This is a genomic window from Streptomyces apricus (assembly GCF_008369065.1).
In the GTDB taxonomy this organism is placed as follows: domain Bacteria; phylum Actinomycetota; class Actinomycetes; order Streptomycetales; family Streptomycetaceae; genus Streptomyces; species Streptomyces apricus.
Genome location: NZ_VDFC01000017.1, coordinates 11,965 through 26,279 on the forward strand (window position 1 = coordinate 11,965; position 14,315 = coordinate 26,279).

10 protein-coding genes and 1 pseudogene are annotated in these 14,315 nt (G+C 73.1%); 6 read left to right on the forward strand and 5 right to left on the reverse strand.

From position 1 onward, the window contains the following. Positions 1–89 precede the first annotated feature (89 nt). Together FGF04_RS06440 and argG are read left to right on the forward strand one after the other, a co-directional pair. Entirely contained in the window at positions 90–497 is a 408-nt protein-coding gene (locus tag FGF04_RS06440) for a RidA family protein (RefSeq protein WP_149510266.1), read from the forward strand. Positions 498–555: 58 nt separating this feature from the next. Next, positions 556–2,010, forward strand: coding sequence for an argininosuccinate synthase (gene argG, locus FGF04_RS06445; RefSeq protein ID WP_149510267.1), 1,455 nt, complete (start codon positions 556–558; stop codon positions 2,008–2,010). 97 nt (positions 2,011–2,107) lie between these two features. Here argG and FGF04_RS06450 read toward each other — a convergent pair whose 3' ends face one another. Both FGF04_RS06450 and FGF04_RS06455 read right to left on the reverse strand, forming a co-directional pair. After that, positions 2,108–3,223, reverse strand: a complete 1,116-nt coding sequence (locus FGF04_RS06450; RefSeq protein ID WP_149510268.1) for a winged helix DNA-binding domain-containing protein — start codon at positions 3,221–3,223, stop codon at positions 2,108–2,110. A gap of 5 nt (positions 3,224–3,228) precedes the next feature. Continuing rightward, entirely contained in the window at positions 3,229–3,810 is a 582-nt protein-coding gene (locus FGF04_RS06455; protein ID WP_149510291.1) for a DinB family protein, read from the reverse strand. A 142-nt stretch (positions 3,811–3,952) separates the two neighbouring features. Between FGF04_RS06455 and FGF04_RS06460 the strand changes: the two are divergent. Beyond that, positions 3,953–4,864, forward strand: a pseudogene (locus FGF04_RS06460) (helix-turn-helix transcriptional regulator); the annotation flags it as partial. A 49-nt stretch (positions 4,865–4,913) separates the two neighbouring features. Continuing rightward, positions 4,914–8,357: a CARDB domain-containing protein gene (locus FGF04_RS06465; protein WP_149510269.1), complete on the forward strand. Its 3,444-nt coding sequence runs from the start codon at positions 4,914–4,916 to the stop codon at positions 8,355–8,357. A gap of 39 nt (positions 8,358–8,396) precedes the next feature. Here FGF04_RS06465 and FGF04_RS06470 read toward each other — a convergent pair whose 3' ends face one another. From FGF04_RS06470 to FGF04_RS06480, 3 genes are all read right to left on the reverse strand, one after another. Continuing rightward, positions 8,397–9,215, reverse strand: a complete 819-nt coding sequence (locus tag FGF04_RS06470; RefSeq protein ID WP_149510270.1) for a DeoR/GlpR family DNA-binding transcription regulator — start codon at positions 9,213–9,215, stop codon at positions 8,397–8,399. Positions 9,216–9,300: 85 nt separating this feature from the next. Then, positions 9,301–10,659, reverse strand: a complete 1,359-nt coding sequence (locus FGF04_RS06475; protein WP_149510271.1) for a GntT/GntP/DsdX family permease — start codon at positions 10,657–10,659, stop codon at positions 9,301–9,303. After that, complete coding sequence (locus tag FGF04_RS06480; RefSeq protein ID WP_149510272.1) at positions 10,659–12,092, reverse strand: homoserine dehydrogenase; 1,434 nt, start codon at positions 12,090–12,092, stop codon at positions 10,659–10,661. Before FGF04_RS06480 ends, FGF04_RS06475 begins: the two co-directional genes overlap by 1 nt. Positions 12,093–12,334: 242 nt before the next feature. Here FGF04_RS06480 and otnK point away from each other — a divergent pair, with 242 nt between their 5' ends. Next, the gene (otnK, locus tag FGF04_RS06485; protein WP_149510273.1) at positions 12,335–13,603 is read left to right on the forward strand and encodes a 3-oxo-tetronate kinase; all 1,269 of its coding nucleotides are present in this window, start codon (positions 12,335–12,337) and stop codon (positions 13,601–13,603) included. After that, the gene (locus FGF04_RS06490; protein ID WP_149510274.1) at positions 13,600–14,241 is read left to right on the forward strand and encodes a class II aldolase/adducin family protein; all 642 of its coding nucleotides are present in this window, start codon (positions 13,600–13,602) and stop codon (positions 14,239–14,241) included. The genes otnK and FGF04_RS06490 overlap by 4 nt, the downstream gene beginning before the upstream one ends. Positions 14,242–14,315: the final 74 nt, after the last annotated feature.

Consider the following 14,315-nt stretch of genomic DNA (forward strand, 5'->3'; position numbering starts at 1 on the left):
CTTCCATGTCAGCGCACACTCTCCTACGGTTCTCCAGTAACCACAAGAGAGCGGGTCCGGGTCGGACCCGCCCGAGGAGGAGGCGCGCCATGGCCATCACCCTGCTGGACCCCGAGGGACTGCCGAAGATCGACGTCTACCGCCAGGTGTCCGTCGCGACCGGGTCGCGGCTCGTGTTCGTGGCCGGCCAGGTCTCCTGGGACGCGGACGGGGCCACGGTCGGCGAGGGCGACCTCGCCGCACAGGTCGAGCGGGCCTACCTGAACGTGGGCACCGCCCTGGCCGCGGCCGGCGGGTCGTTCGCGGACGTGGTCAAGCTGACCGCGTACGTCGTCGACTGGACCCCGGACAAGATGCCGCTGGTCCTGGAGGGCATCGCGCGGGCGGCCGCGGAACTCGGGATCACACCGGTGGCGCCGGCGTCGCTGATCGGGGTGGCGGCGCTCGACGTGCCCGAGCACCTGGTCGAGGTCGAGGCGACCGCGGTCCTGGACTGAGTCATCCCGTCCGGGATGCCTCTTTGCATGACCATGCGATGTCATGCATACTCTTCCTATGTCTAAGGTCCTCACCTCCCTTCCCGCCGGCGAGCGCGTCGGTATCGCCTTCTCCGGCGGACTCGACACCTCGGTCGCGGTCGCGTGGATGCGCGACAAGGGCGCCGTCCCGTGCACCTACACCGCCGACATCGGCCAGTACGACGAGCCCGACATCGCCTCGGTGCCGGGCCGCGCGAAGGCCTACGGTGCCGAGCTGGCGCGCCTGGTGGACTGCCGTGCCGCGCTGGTGGAGGAGGGCCTGGCCGCGCTCACCTGCGGGGCGTTCCACATCCGCTCGGGCGGGCGCGCCTACTTCAACACCACGCCGCTGGGCCGCGCCGTCACCGGCACGCTCCTGGTCCGGGCGATGCTGGAGGACGACGTCCAGATCTGGGGCGACGGCTCGACCTTCAAGGGCAACGACATCGAGCGGTTCTACCGCTACGGCCTGCTGGCCAACCCGCACCTGCGGATCTACAAGCCGTGGCTCGACGCGGACTTCGTGACCGAGCTCGGCGGCCGTAAGGAGATGTCGGAGTGGCTGGTCGCCCACGACCTGCCCTACCGCGACAGCACGGAGAAGGCGTACTCCACCGACGCCAACATCTGGGGCGCCACCCACGAGGCGAAGACCCTGGAGCACTTGGACACGGGCGTCGAGACGGTCGAGCCGATCATGGGCGTCCGGTTCTGGGACCCCGCGGTCGAGATCGCCACCGAGGACGTGACGATCGGCTTCGACCAGGGCCGCCCGGTCACGGTGAACGGCAAGGAGTTCGCCTCCCCCGTCGACCTGGTGATGGAGGCCAACGCCATCGGCGGCCGCCACGGCATGGGCATGTCGGACCAGATCGAGAACCGGATCATCGAGGCGAAGAGCCGCGGCATCTACGAGGCGCCCGGCATGGCGCTGCTGCACGCCGCGTACGAGCGCCTGGTGAACGCGATCCACAACGAGGACACCCTCGCCCAGTACTACAACGAGGGACGGCGCCTGGGCCGGCTGATGTACGAGGGCCGCTGGCTGGATCCGCAGGCCCTGATGGTGCGCGAGTCGCTCCAGCGCTGGGTCGGCGCGGCCGTCACCGGCGAGGTGACGCTGCGGCTGCGGCGCGGCGAGGACTACTCGATCCTCGACACCCGCGGCCCCGCGTTCAGCTACCACCCGGACAAGCTGTCCATGGAGCGCACCGAGGACTCGGCGTTCGGCCCGGTGGACCGGATCGGCCAGCTCACCATGCGCAACCTCGACATCGCCGACTCGCGCGCCAAGCTGGAGCAGTACGCCGGCCTGGGCCTGATCGGCACCGGCAGCCCCGCCGTGGGCGCCGCGCAGGCGGCCTCGACCGGGCTGATCGCCAGCATGCCGGAGATGCCGCAGGGCGGCGCCGAGGCCATCGCCTCCCGCGGTGAGGTCTCCGAGGACGACGAGCTGCTGGACCGCGCCGCGATGGAGTTCGGCACGGACTGACACCGCCCCGCGGGGCGGTGGGGCGACGACGGGAGGGCGGGCCCGGTGCTGACGGCGCCGGGCCCGCCCTCCCGTCGTGGGAGACCGGCCGCCCCGCTCAGAGGGGCGCGGCGATCCGGACGCGGCCGCCGCCCTCGTCCGACGCGTCGGACGTGTCGGAGAGGAACAGGGCCAGTTCCCGCCCCTCCTCGGCGACGGCGGTGCGGTCGGTCCGGGAGAGGTCCCGCAGCGGGGCGACCGTCACCGTGCCGTCCTCGACGGTCCAGGTCGCGGCGACCCTGCCGTCGACGAGGACGACCCGCTCACCGGCGACCGACAGCCCGCGGTGCGCGTCGTCGACGATCCGGCCGCGGTCCTGGTAGCCGAGGATCGCGTTGTCGAACGCCGGCAGGAACCGTACCGGTGCCGGTGTGCCGGGATCCGGCCGCGGCGCGTCGGGCAGGTCGAGCAGTTCCCGCCCCCGCTCGTCGCGGAAGGAGACGAGCTCCTCCCGTACGGCCGCGACCGCGGCGGGCAGGCCCGCGAGACCACACCAGGCGCGCAGGTCGGCCGAGGCGGCGGGCCCGAACGCGGCCAGATAGCGCCGGACCAGCGCCCGGCCGACCGGATCGGCGCCGTCCGGAGCCGGCGGATCGGCCTCGCGCCCCAGCCACGAGGAGAACAGGGCGTTGCGCACGCCCGCTTTCGTGCGCCACAGCCCGCGCGGGGGCAGCTGCACCATCGGCACGAGTGCGGCGACCAGCATCTCGCCGAGCGGCCGCGGTCCCGCGTCCGGCCAGCGATCGGCGACCGCCCGCGCCAGTTCGCCCATGGAGCGCGGCTCGCCGTCGGCCATGACCGCCCGCCCCGCCGCCGCGAGCTCCTCCAGGTCCACCCCGGCGAGCTCGCGGCGGTAGGTCCCCAGGACCCGCTGGCGCAGCATGGGTGCGTGACGGGCCCGCCACGCCAGCGCGTCCTCGGCGGTGACCAGGTGGACGGTGCGGCGCATGAGATGGGTCCGCACCACCCGCCGTCCGGTGAGCAGGTCCGACAGTTCCCCCGGGTCGAACGCGCGCAGCCGGGACCACAGGCCGGTGAACGGTTCCTGCGGTTCCTGCGCCTGCAGGCCGCCGAGGTGCGCGACGGCGTCGGCCGCCGGCAGGTCGGCGCGGTCGAGCAGCAGCTGCCGGGCCAGTGTCGCGCGGTTGAGGGCCCTCGTTCCGAGCACGGTCATGGCGCTCAGGTCGCCTTGTGGCCGTCGAGCGTCTCGCGCAGGATGTCCGCGTGCCCGGCGTGCTGCGCGGTCTCGGCGATGACGTGCAGGAGCACCCGGCGCGCGCTGCGCTCCGCGCCCGGTTCGTGCCAGGGTGCCTGCGGGAGCGGGTGCGTGACCGACAGGTCGGGGAGGGCGGCGACGATCTCCTCGGTCCGCGCCGCGACCTGCTCGTACCGCTTCAGGACGCCGGCCAGGGTCTCGCCGGGCAGCATGCGGAAGTTCTCCTGGTGGTCGATCATCCACTGCGGGATCTCGCGGGCGGTGCCGGCCTCGAAGTCGGCCCAGGTGACACCGTCGGGCAGGTCGTACGACATCGCCGACGGGCCGTCGAGCACGAAGCGCAGCCGGCCCTCCTCGACGGCCGCGACGTGCTTGACCAGTCCGCCCGGGCTCAGCGCGCTGACCGTCGGGGCCGTGCCGGCCTGCTCGTCGTCGAGTCCGCGGGTGGTGGCGGTCAGGGCGGAGCGGGCGGCCGCGAGCGCGGCGAGGAGCTCGGTCCGCTCGGCGTCCGGGGCGGGCCGGGGCGGCGTGGTCGGGACGTTCATGGTGATCGGGTCCTTCCGGTCGTTGCTGCTCTTGCTGCGGGTACCAGTGGTGCCGGTGCCGCCGGTGCTGCTGTCGGACACAGGACGACCGTCTCAGGGGATGCGGTCAGGTCGTGTCCTCTTCTCGGGGCACGATGGGTTCATGCCGAAGACATCCGCACGACTGCTGTCGCTGCTCTCGCTGCTCCAGGCGCGCCGGGACTGGCCCGGGGCGCTGCTGGCCGAGCGCCTCGACGTCAGTGCGCGCACCGTGCGCCGCGACGTCGACCGCCTGCGCGAGCTCGGCTATCCGGTCGTGGCGTTCAAGGGACCCGACGGCGGGTACCGCCTCGACGCCGGTACGCGGCTGCCGCCGCTGCTGTTCGACGACGAGCAGGCCGTCGCCCTCGCCGTCGCCCTGCAGACCGCCGCCGCCAGCGGGGCCGGTATCGGGGAGGCGGCGGCGCGCGCGCTGACCACCGTGCGCCAGGTCATGCCCGCCCGGCTGCGCCACCGGACGGAGACCCTGCGGGTGACCGTCGTCGAGCGGCCGGCGGCGCAGCCGCAGGCCGACAGCGAGGTGCTCATGGCGCTCGGCGCCGCCGTCCACGCCCGGGAGGAGCTGCGCTTCGACTACGCCCCGGCCTTTCCGCCCGGAGCGGGCGCCGGCGGTCCCGCCGCGCCGCCGCCCCGCCGGGTCCAGCCCCATCACCTGGTCACCTGGGGCGGGCGCTGGTACCTCGTGGCCTGGGACCTGGACCGGGAGGACTGGCGGACCTTCCGCGCCGACCGGATGACCCCGCGCGTCCCCACGGGGCCCCGTTTCACACCGCGCGAGGTGCCCGGTGGCGACGTGGCGGCGTTCGTGGCGGCCAGGTTCCGCGGCGCGGACGGCTCGGGCGGTGCCGGTGCCGGAGCCGGCAACGGCACCGGACCCGGCCCCGCCGACTGGCCCTGTCGCGGTCAGGTGGTCCTCGGCCTGCCGGCCGCCGCCGTCGCCCCCTACGCGCAGGACGGTGTCGTCGAGGAACTCGGCCCGGACCGCTGCCGACTGACCACGGGCGCGTGGTCCTGGACGGCCCCCACCCCCTCTCCCCCACGGGACAACCGAACAGAGGATCCCCATGAGATGGAGACCCCTTGGCCGCCGGTCACTGATCGGCGCCGTCACAGCCGCGCTCATGACGACCGGGCTGATACCGCTGGCCCTCACCTCGAACGCCCAGGCCGCCGTCCCGGCCGCGGTCGAGCGGACGAAGGCCGCCGACGTCAACCTCGCGCTCGGGCGCCCGGCCACCGCGGGCGGCGCGAACGGCGCGTACACCGCCGGAAACGTCACCGACGGCGCCCAGGCGTCCTACTGGGAGGGTCCGGCCGGATCGTTCCCGCAGTGGGTCCAGGTCGACCTCGGTGCCACCCGCACCGTCGACCGGGTGGTGCTGAAGCTGCCCTCGTCCTGGGAGAGCCGGCAGCAGACGCTCTCCCTGCAGAAGAGCACCGACGGCAGCAGCTTCAGCACGCTCGCCGCGTCGGCCGGCCGGGCCTTCGACCCCGCGCGGGCCAACACCGTCACGATCGACCTCACCTCGCCCGCCGAGACGCGCTACGTCCGGGTGAACGTCACCGGGAACACCGGCTGGAACGCAGCCCAGCTCTCCGAGCTGGAGGTGCACGGTGACGACGGCGGCACCACGACTCCGCCCCCCGGCACCAACCTGGCCCGCAACAAGCCGGCCGAGGCGACCTCGTCGGTCCAGAACTTCGTCGCCGCCAACGCCACCGACGACTCCACCTCCACCTACTGGGAGGCGGCCGGCCACCCCGCCGACCTCACCGTCAAGCTCGGCGCCGACGCCGACATCGACGCCGTGGTGGTCAAGCTCAACCCGGACCAGGTGTGGGGAGCCCGCACCCAGGCCTTCCAGGTGCTCGGCCGGGCGAGCGGGGCCAGCGGCTTCACCTCGCTGCGCGACCGCGCCGACTACGCCTTCAGCCCGTCCAGGGACGGCAACTCGGTGACCGTGCCGGTCACCGGCCGCGTGTCCGACGTACGGCTGCGGTTCTTCTCCAACACCGGGGCGCCCGGCGGCCAGGTCGCCGAGCTCCAGGTCGTGGGGACCGCGGCGCCCGCCCCCGACCTGACCGTCACGGGTCTGGACTGGACGCCTGCCTCGCCGTCGGAGCGGGACGCGGTGACCGTGAACGCCACCGTCCGCAACGCCGGCACGGCACGCTCGGCCGCCACGATCCTCGAAGCCAGTCTGGAGGGCACGGTCGCGGGCAGCGGGAACGTCCCCGCGCTCGACCCGGGCGCCTCCGCCACCGTGGCCGTCGCCGCCGGCACCCGTCCGGCCGGTGACTACGCGGTCTCCGCCGTGGTCGACCCGCGCGGCACGGTCGCCGAACTCGACGACGGCAACAACAGCCGCACCGCCGCGACCCGGCTGGTCGTCGGCCGGGCTCCCGGCCCCGACCTGGAGGTCGGCTCCATCACGACCAGCCCGGCCAACCCGGCCGTCGGCTCGTCCGTCTCCTTCACGGTGGCCGTGCGCAACCGCGGCACCAGCGCCGTCGCGGCCGGTTCCGTGACCAGGCTCCAGGCCGGCTCCACCACGCTCAACGGCACCACCGGCCAGGTGGCGGCCGGAGCCACCGTGAACGTGGCGATCAGCGGGACGTGGACGGCGACCGCGGGCGGGGCCACCCTGACCGCGACCGCCGACGCCACCGGGGTCGTGGACGAGACCGACGAGAACAACAACGTCCTCACCAAGTCCCTCGTGGTGGGCCGGGGCGCCGCCGTCCCGTACACCGAGCTGGAGGCGGAGGACGGCCGCTACCAGGGCACCCTCCTGACCGCCGACGCCAAGCGGACCTTCGGGCACACCAACTTCGCCACCGAGTCCTCGGGCCGCAAGTCGGTCCGGCTCAACTCCACCGGTCAGTTCGTCGAGTTCACCTCCAGCGCCCCCTCCAACTCGATCGTGGTGCGCAACTCGATCCCGGACGCGGCGGGCGGCGGCGGGGCGCAGGCCACCATCAGCCTGTACGCGAACGACACCTTCGTGCGCAAGCTCGACCTGTCGTCGAAGCACAGCTGGCTGTACGGGACCACCGACGACCCCGAGGGACTCACCAACACCCCGGGCAGCGACGCCAGGCGCCTCTTCGACGAGTCGCACGCGCTGCTGACGCAGACCTACCCGGCGGGGACCAGGTTCCGGCTGCAGCGGGACGCGGGCGACACGGCCGCGTTCTACGTCATCGACCTCGTCGACCTGGAACAGGTCGCACCGGCGGCCACCAAGCCGGCAAACTGCACGTCCATCACCGAGTACGGGGCCGTCCCCAACGACGGGCTCGACGACACCGACGCCCTCCAGCGGGCGGTCACCGCCGACCAGAACGGCCAGATCTCCTGCGTGTGGATCCCGTCCGGCCAGTGGCGCCAGGAGCAGAAGATCCTCACCGACGACCCGCTGAATCGCGGCCAGTACAACCAGGTCGGCATCCGGGACGTCACCATCAGGGGTGCGGGCATGTGGCACTCCCAGCTCTACACGCTCACCCCGCCCCACCAGGCGGGCGGCATCAACCACCCGCACGAGGGCAACTTCGGCTTCGACATCGACCACAACACCCAGATCTCCGACATCGCCATCTTCGGCTCGGGCACCATCCGCGGCGGTGACGGCAACGCCGAGGGCGGAGTGGGCCTCAACGGCCGCTTCGGCAAGGGCACGAAGATCACCAACGTGTGGATCGAGCACGCCAACGTCGGCGTGTGGGCCGGCCGCGACTACTCCAACATCCCCGAGCTGTGGGGCCCCGGCGACGGGCTGGAGTTCTCCGGCGTCCGCATCCGCAACACCTACGCGGACGGCATCAACTTCGCCAACGGCACCCGCAACTCCACCGTGTACAACTCGTCCTTCCGCAACACCGGCGACGACGCGCTCGCCGTGTGGTCGAGCAAGTACGTGAAGGACACCTCGGTGGACGTCGGCCACGACAACCACTTCCGCAACAACACGATCCAGCTGCCGTGGCGGGCCAACGGCATCGCGGTGTACGGCGGTTACGGCAACACCATCGAGAACAACGTCGTCGCGGACACGATGAACTACCCGGGCATCATGCTGGCCACCGACCACGACCCGCTGCCGTTCTCCGGGCAGACGCTCATCGCGGGCAACGCCCTGCACCGCACGGGCGGCGCGTTCTGGAACGAGGACCAGGAGTTCGGCGCCGTCACGCTCTTCGCGCAGGGCCAGGACATCCCCGGCGTGACCATCCGGGACACCGAGATCCTCGACTCGACGTACGACGGCATCCAGTTCAAGACGGGAGGCGGCGCGATGCCGGGCGTGAAGATCACCGACGTCCGGATCGACGGGTCCAGGAACGGCTCCGGGATCCTCGCGATGAGCGGGGCGCGCGGCAGCGCCACCCTGACCAACGTGACGATCACCGATTCGGCCGAAGGGAACGTACTGATCGAGCCGGGGTCGCAGTTCACCATCAGCGGCGCACCCGTGGGGGCGTCGGCGGCCCGGATGAACCGCTGACCACCCGGACCGCCGGACGGCGGGTCCCCGGTCCCGGTCTCACGGGGCCGGGGACCCGCCGTCCTCCTTCGGGTCCGCCAGGAGCAGTTCGGTGCCACAGGCGCGTACGCCCTCGGCCGCCGCCCCGGCCAGCGCGCTGTCGGTGACGACCGTGTCGAACGCGCCGAGCGGGGCCACCCGGTACTTGCCGAAGGTGCCGTACTTGGAGGATCCCGCGACGAGCACCGACGTGCCCGTGCACTCCATGGCCGCCTGCTTGACCTCCACCTTGAGTTCGGAAGGGGTGGTCACACCGCGCAGGAGGTCCCAGGAGCTGGTGCTGATGAAGGCCACGTCCAGGGCGAGCTGCCGCAGGACGGTGGCGGCCAGCCGGCCGACGCTGGAGCGGTTGGCGGGCTCCACCTTCCCGCCGACGTGGATGACGTCGAGGTGGGGGGCGCTCATCAGCCGGTCCACGGTCGTGAAGTCGTTGGTGACGACGGTCAGCGCCGTGTGGTGCACGAGGAACGGCACCATGGCCGACAGGGTGGTGCCCGCGTCGAGGTAGACGGTCATGCCGTTCTCGACCAGCTGCGCGGCCCTGGCGGCCATGGCCTGTTTCTCGGGCTGCTCGATGAGCGTCTTGGCCTGGTGGCTGGGCTCACTCTGCAGGTGGCTGGCGATCCGGGCGCCGCCCGGCACCGAGAACACCTGCCCCTGGCGCTCCAGTTCGGCGATGTCGCGGCGCACGGTCATGTGCGAGACGCCGAGGAGCTGGGTGATCTGCTGGACGCTCAGCACTCCGTCGCGGCGCAGGTGCTTCAGCAACTGCTCGCGCCGCTGGTCGGGGATCAGCGGGACGGAGCGTTCCTCGGCCATCGTCGGTGGTCCTTCCTGTTCTCTCACCATGCCGTCGCTGGCGATTGTGCCCCTGCCGGGCCGTTCCCCGCTCGGCCCGGGCCGGTCAGCCGCCGACGAACGTGCTGAGCAGCAGCACCCCGCCGAGGCTGAGCAGCGACTGCAGGGACAGCATCAGGGTCCAGGTGCGGAACGTCTGGGACACCGAGAGCTGGAAGTACTCCTTGAAGAGCCAGAAGCCGGAGTCGTTGACGTGGGAGAGCATGACGGCGCCGGAGGCGGAGGCCAGCACCATCAGTTCCGGTGACAGTCCCGGGTAGGCGCCGAGCAGGGGCGCGACGATGCCGGTGGCCGCCGCGGTCGCGACCGTCGCCGAGCCCAGGCAGATCCGGAGCAGCGCGGCGACGAGCCAGGCGAGGAGCAGCGGCGGTATCGACCAGTCGACGGCGTAGTCGGAGATCAGCTTGTCGATGCCGGTGGCGGTCAGCATCGCCTTGAGGCCGCCGCCCGCGCCGAGGATCAGGACGATGCCGCCGACGGGTCCCAGGCCCTTGCCCGCCATCTTCTGGAGCTGGCCGAGGCCGAACCCGGAGCGGACGCCCAGGGCGAAGAAGGCGAACACGACGGCCGCGAGCAGCGACAGCACGGAGGAGTCGCAGGCCTCGAAGAAGGCGTACGGGAGGGTGCCCTCGGCCGTGTGGGACGTGCCGACCGTGCCGATCAGCATGAGGACCGGCGGCAGCAGCACGGTGATCAGCGCGAGCGCGAAGGACGCGGGCTTGCGCTGGTTGTCGGGCTGTACCTCGGTCTCGGGGACGGGCCCCTTGTCGAGATCGGGGGCGGGTCCGAACCAGCGGCTGGCGACCTTGGTGAGCAGCGGGCCGCTGATGATCGCGATCGGGATGCCGATGATCAGGCCGTACAGGATGGTCAGGCCGGTGTTGGCGCCGTAGGCGGAGACGGCGAGCGTCGGTGAGGGGTGCGGGGGCAGCAGGCCGTGCGAGATGTACAGGCCGGCCGCCATCGGCAGTCCGACGTACAGCAGATGGGTGTTGGTGCGCTTGGCGACCGCGTACACGAGCGGGACGAGCATCACGAAGCTGACGTCGAACAGGTGCGGCATGCCGATGAGGAGCGCCGCCGCGGTGATCGCGGTGGGGATCCACTTGACCGGCCGTGCCCCGATGAAGACGGTGGCGATGCGGTCGGCGCCGCCGGAGCCGAGCAGGATGCCGCCGAGGATCGTGCCGAGCCCGATGGTGGGTCCGGTGCTCTTGAGCGCGTCGCCGAAGCCGTTCTGGAAGAACTCGACGGTCTTGCCCGGGCCGATCCCGGCGGCGAGCCCCAGGCCGAGCGCGGAGATGCTCAGCGCCAGGAAGGGGTGGATCTTCGCCTTGGTGATCAGCAGGATCAGGACGACGACGGCCGCCGCCCCGAGGAGCAGGTGCTGGATGTCGGTGTCCATCAGTGGTCCTTCCCGGCGGCGGTGGCGCCGGTGCCGGTGCCGGTGGAGGCGCGGGAGGCGCGGGAGGCGCGGCCCAGGGTCCAGGCGCGCAGCAGGTCCTCGTCGGCGTCGGCGAGGTCGGCGAGCCTGATGAGTTCGCCGGCGGCGACCGGGCGGGCGAGCGTGCAGTGGGCGGCGAGGTAGAGCGGCGCGACGTCGTCGGGCGTGTCCTCGTCGCGCAGCAGTACGGCCTGCACTCCGGTGACGTCGTGGTGGTGCCCGCCCATGGCCAGGGCGGTCCCGGCGGGCAGGTCCTGCCGGGCGCGGCCGGCGAGCGCGGCGTGGGCGCGCGGGTCGGTCCCGCCGGAGGGCCTGCCGTGCAGCACCGCGGAGAGCAGGGAGACCGGGGTCTCGACGCCCATCAGGTGGTAGGGCAGGTAGACCGCGGCGTAGCGGCCGTCGCGGCTGACGACGTGGCCCTTGCCGCGCAGGGTCTCCCAGGTGACGGGGTCGCCGGTGCGCACGACGACGAACACGCCGCCGGCGAAGGACGCCTCGTCGGGCAGGCGCAGGGCGCTGAACACGTCGACGGCTCCGGTGCGGTGCAGCAGTCCGCCGTCCTCGCGCAGCGCGTAGACGTCGGCGAGTTCGGCGATGCGGGCGACCGGGTAGTGCAGGCGCTCGACGTCGGGGCGGAAGCCCGTGTTCGTGGCGACGACGGCCATCTCGCAGTAGTCGGCGGTGGCGCCGACCGGCAGGGCCGACACCGCCTGCGCGCGGGCGGCGAGGGTGGCCGGGACGTCGTCGCCGAGGGTGAGCAGGGCGGCGAGCTCCGGGGCGGGGACGGTGGTGTCGAGCTGGGTGACGGTGCCCCGGTCCGGGTCGAGGACGAGGTCGTACTCACTGGACTTGCCGATCGCGACGACGTCGAGGCCGAGCAGCTCGGCCCAGGTCACGAGGGCGATGAGGTTGGCGGGCTGGTCGCCGTCCGCCGTCGTGTAGACGACACCGTTGTCGCGGGCGAGGTCCGCGAGGTGCAGCCCGGCGACGGAGTCGACCTCCTTGCTGACCATGGCCACGTGGCGGCCGGCGGTGAGGGCCTCGCGCGCCATCGCGTAGCCGTCGGTGGGGCTGCCGGTGGCCTCGACCAGGATGTCCCAGGGGGCGGCGGACAGCAGGGCGGCGTCCGGGACGAGGGCGATGTGCCCGGCGCGCGCGGCGGCGGCCACCTCGTCGGCCGTGGCGCAGACGTCGAGCCCGGCGGCGCCGTACCCGAGCTCGACGAGCATCGCTTCGAGGCGGGGCAGGTCACGGTCGCACAGGACGGCGGGGGCCAGCGCGGGGATGCGGGGCGTCTGGGCCAGCAGGGTCCGGGCGAAGCCGCCTCCGGCGCCGGACAGTGCGTAGCGCACGATCCGGTCGCCGGTGTCGGCGAACAGGTGGTGCAGGTTCATGGCTCCTCCTCGATGACGAGCGCGATGCGTGATGCGTGATGCCGTGAGGTGCTCCCGGCGATGTGCTCCCGGCACGGGCGGACTCGTCGGCGGAGCGACAGCCACGGAGGAGCTCGTTAACAAGATGTATCAGCAGATCCCATCTACGTAAAGTCTGTTAACATTTTTTCACACGGCCTGGTCACGGGATTCACCCGGCGCACCGGGCGGGGCGCCACACCCACCCATCGCAAGGAGGCCTGATGCCGACCCTCGGGGCCATCGCCGACGACTTCACCGGGGCAACGGACCTCGCCACGACGCTGGTCGCCCGCGGCCACCGCACCGTGGTGGCCGTCGGCCCCGACAGCATCACCGACGGACCGGGGCGCGCCGCGGCGGACGCCGCGGACGCGGTCGTCATTGCGCTCAAATCGCGTACGGCGCCGGTCGCCGAGGCCGTGGACTCCTCGCTCGCCGCCCTGCGCGCCCTGCGGGCGGCGGGCTGCCGGCGCTTCTACTTCAAGTTCTGCTCGACCTTCGACTCCACGGACCGGGGCAACATCGGCCCGGTCGCCGACGCGCTGCTGGACGCGCTCGGGGAACGGCGCGCCGTCGTCGTCCCGTCGTTCCCGGTCACCGGCCGCACCGTCTACCGCGGCAGGCTCTTCGTCCACGACGAGCTGCTCGACGAGAGCCCGATGCGCCACCACCCGCTCACCCCGATGCGCGACTCCCACGTGGGACGCCTGCTGGCCCCGCAGACCACGCGCCCGGTGCGGCTGGTGGGCCTGGACACCGTACGGGCCGGGGCGGCGGCCCTGGCGTCGGCGCTGGACGATCCCGCCCTCGCGGACGCGCTCGTCGTCGTGGACGCCACCGAGGACGAGGACCTGCGCACCATCGCCACGGCCACGCGGGAGCACCCGCTCGTCACCGGCGCCGCGGGACTCGCGCTCGGGCTGACCGGGCCCCGCCCCGACGCCGCACGCGCGGCGGCCGCGTCGGGTCCCGGCGAGCCGGGCGTCGTCCTGTCCGGCAGCGCCTCCTCGGCCACCCGCGCCCAGGTGGCGCACGGCCGCGCCCACCTTCCGCACCGCAGACTCGATCTCGCCGCGCTGCGCGCCGACTTCGACGCGGCGGTCGGCGACCTGGTCGCCTTCGCCCGCGCCTGCTGGCAGCGGGACCCACTGCGGCCCCCGCTCCTGTACGCCGTCGGCGACCTGGGCGACCTGGACGACTCCCCCGCGGCGTCGGCCCTGGTGGAGCGGGCGCTGGCGGCCTGCGCCACCCGCCTGGTCGCGGCCGGCGCGCGGCGGCTGCTCGTGGCGGGCGGGGAGACGTCCGGCGCGGTGATCACCGCGCTCGGCGTGCGCACGCTCACCATCGGCTCCCCCATCGCCCCGGGCGTCACCTGGGCCCGGGCCGTCTGCGGCGACGAGAACGGCGGGCGGAGCGTCGACGTGGCCCTGAAGTCGGGCAACTTCGGCGCCCCGGACATCTTCACCGAGGCCTGGAGCGTCCTCGTATGAACGACGCGCGATCCGAACTCGCCGCGGCCGGCGCCCACCTCGCCGGCCTGGGCCTGAGCCCCGGCTCCTCCGGAAACCTCAGCATCCGTGAGGGCGACCGGATCCACCTCACCCCCACCGGCACGGACCTGGCCCGCATCGACCCCGCGGCGCTCAGCGTCCTGGACCTGACCGGGGCGCACCTCGACGGGCCGAAGCCGTCCAAGGAGTTCCCGCTGCACACCGCGTTCTACCGGCGCGACCCGGCCGCGCGGGCCGTCGTCCACCTGCACTCCCGGCACGCGGCGGCCGTCTCCTGCCTGCCCGCCTGGAGCGGGCACAGCGCCGTGCCGCCGCTGACGCCGTACTTCGTCATGCGGGTCGGCCAGACGCCCCTGCTGCCCTACGCGGCGCCGGGCGACCGCGCGCAGGCCGACGCGATGGAAGCCCTGCCGTTCCCCTTCCGCGCCGCCCTGCTGCAGAACCACGGCCCGGTCGTCGCGGGTGCCTCCCTGGCCCGGGCCGTGGAGGCGGCGGTGGAGCTGGAGGAGGTCTGCGCGCTCCTCCTCAGCCTCGGCGCGCGGGCGCCCCGGCTCCTGGCACCCGCAGAGATCGCCTCACTGGCCCGCACGTACGGATCGCCGTGGACCGGGGAATGATCCCGCTCCCGCGGTGACTGGTATGACTGGTGCATGCGGGAGCAGACCGTGCAGCCTCGTCGACCGGATCGCCG

Coding starts and splice junctions, on each gene's coding strand:
- FGF04_RS06475 (WP_149510271.1), bottom strand. CDS start 10,659: ATGGACACCGACATCCAGCACCTGCTCCTCGGGGCGGCGGCCGTCGTC.
- FGF04_RS06450 (WP_149510268.1), bottom strand. CDS start 3,223: ATGACCGTGCTCGGAACGAGGGCCCTCAACCGCGCGACACTGGCCCGG.
- FGF04_RS06465 (WP_149510269.1), top strand. CDS start 4,914: ATGAGATGGAGACCCCTTGGCCGCCGGTCACTGATCGGCGCCGTCACA.
- FGF04_RS06470 (WP_149510270.1), bottom strand. CDS start 9,215: ATGGCCGAGGAACGCTCCGTCCCGCTGATCCCCGACCAGCGGCGCGAG.
- otnK (WP_149510273.1), top strand. CDS start 12,335: ATGCCGACCCTCGGGGCCATCGCCGACGACTTCACCGGGGCAACGGAC.
- FGF04_RS06490 (WP_149510274.1), top strand. CDS start 13,600: ATGAACGACGCGCGATCCGAACTCGCCGCGGCCGGCGCCCACCTCGCC.
- FGF04_RS06440 (WP_149510266.1), top strand. CDS start 90: ATGGCCATCACCCTGCTGGACCCCGAGGGACTGCCGAAGATCGACGTC.
- argG (WP_149510267.1), top strand. CDS start 556: ATGTCTAAGGTCCTCACCTCCCTTCCCGCCGGCGAGCGCGTCGGTATC.
- FGF04_RS06480 (WP_149510272.1), bottom strand. CDS start 12,092: ATGAACCTGCACCACCTGTTCGCCGACACCGGCGACCGGATCGTGCGC.
- FGF04_RS06455 (WP_149510291.1), bottom strand. CDS start 3,810: ATGAACGTCCCGACCACGCCGCCCCGGCCCGCCCCGGACGCCGAGCGG.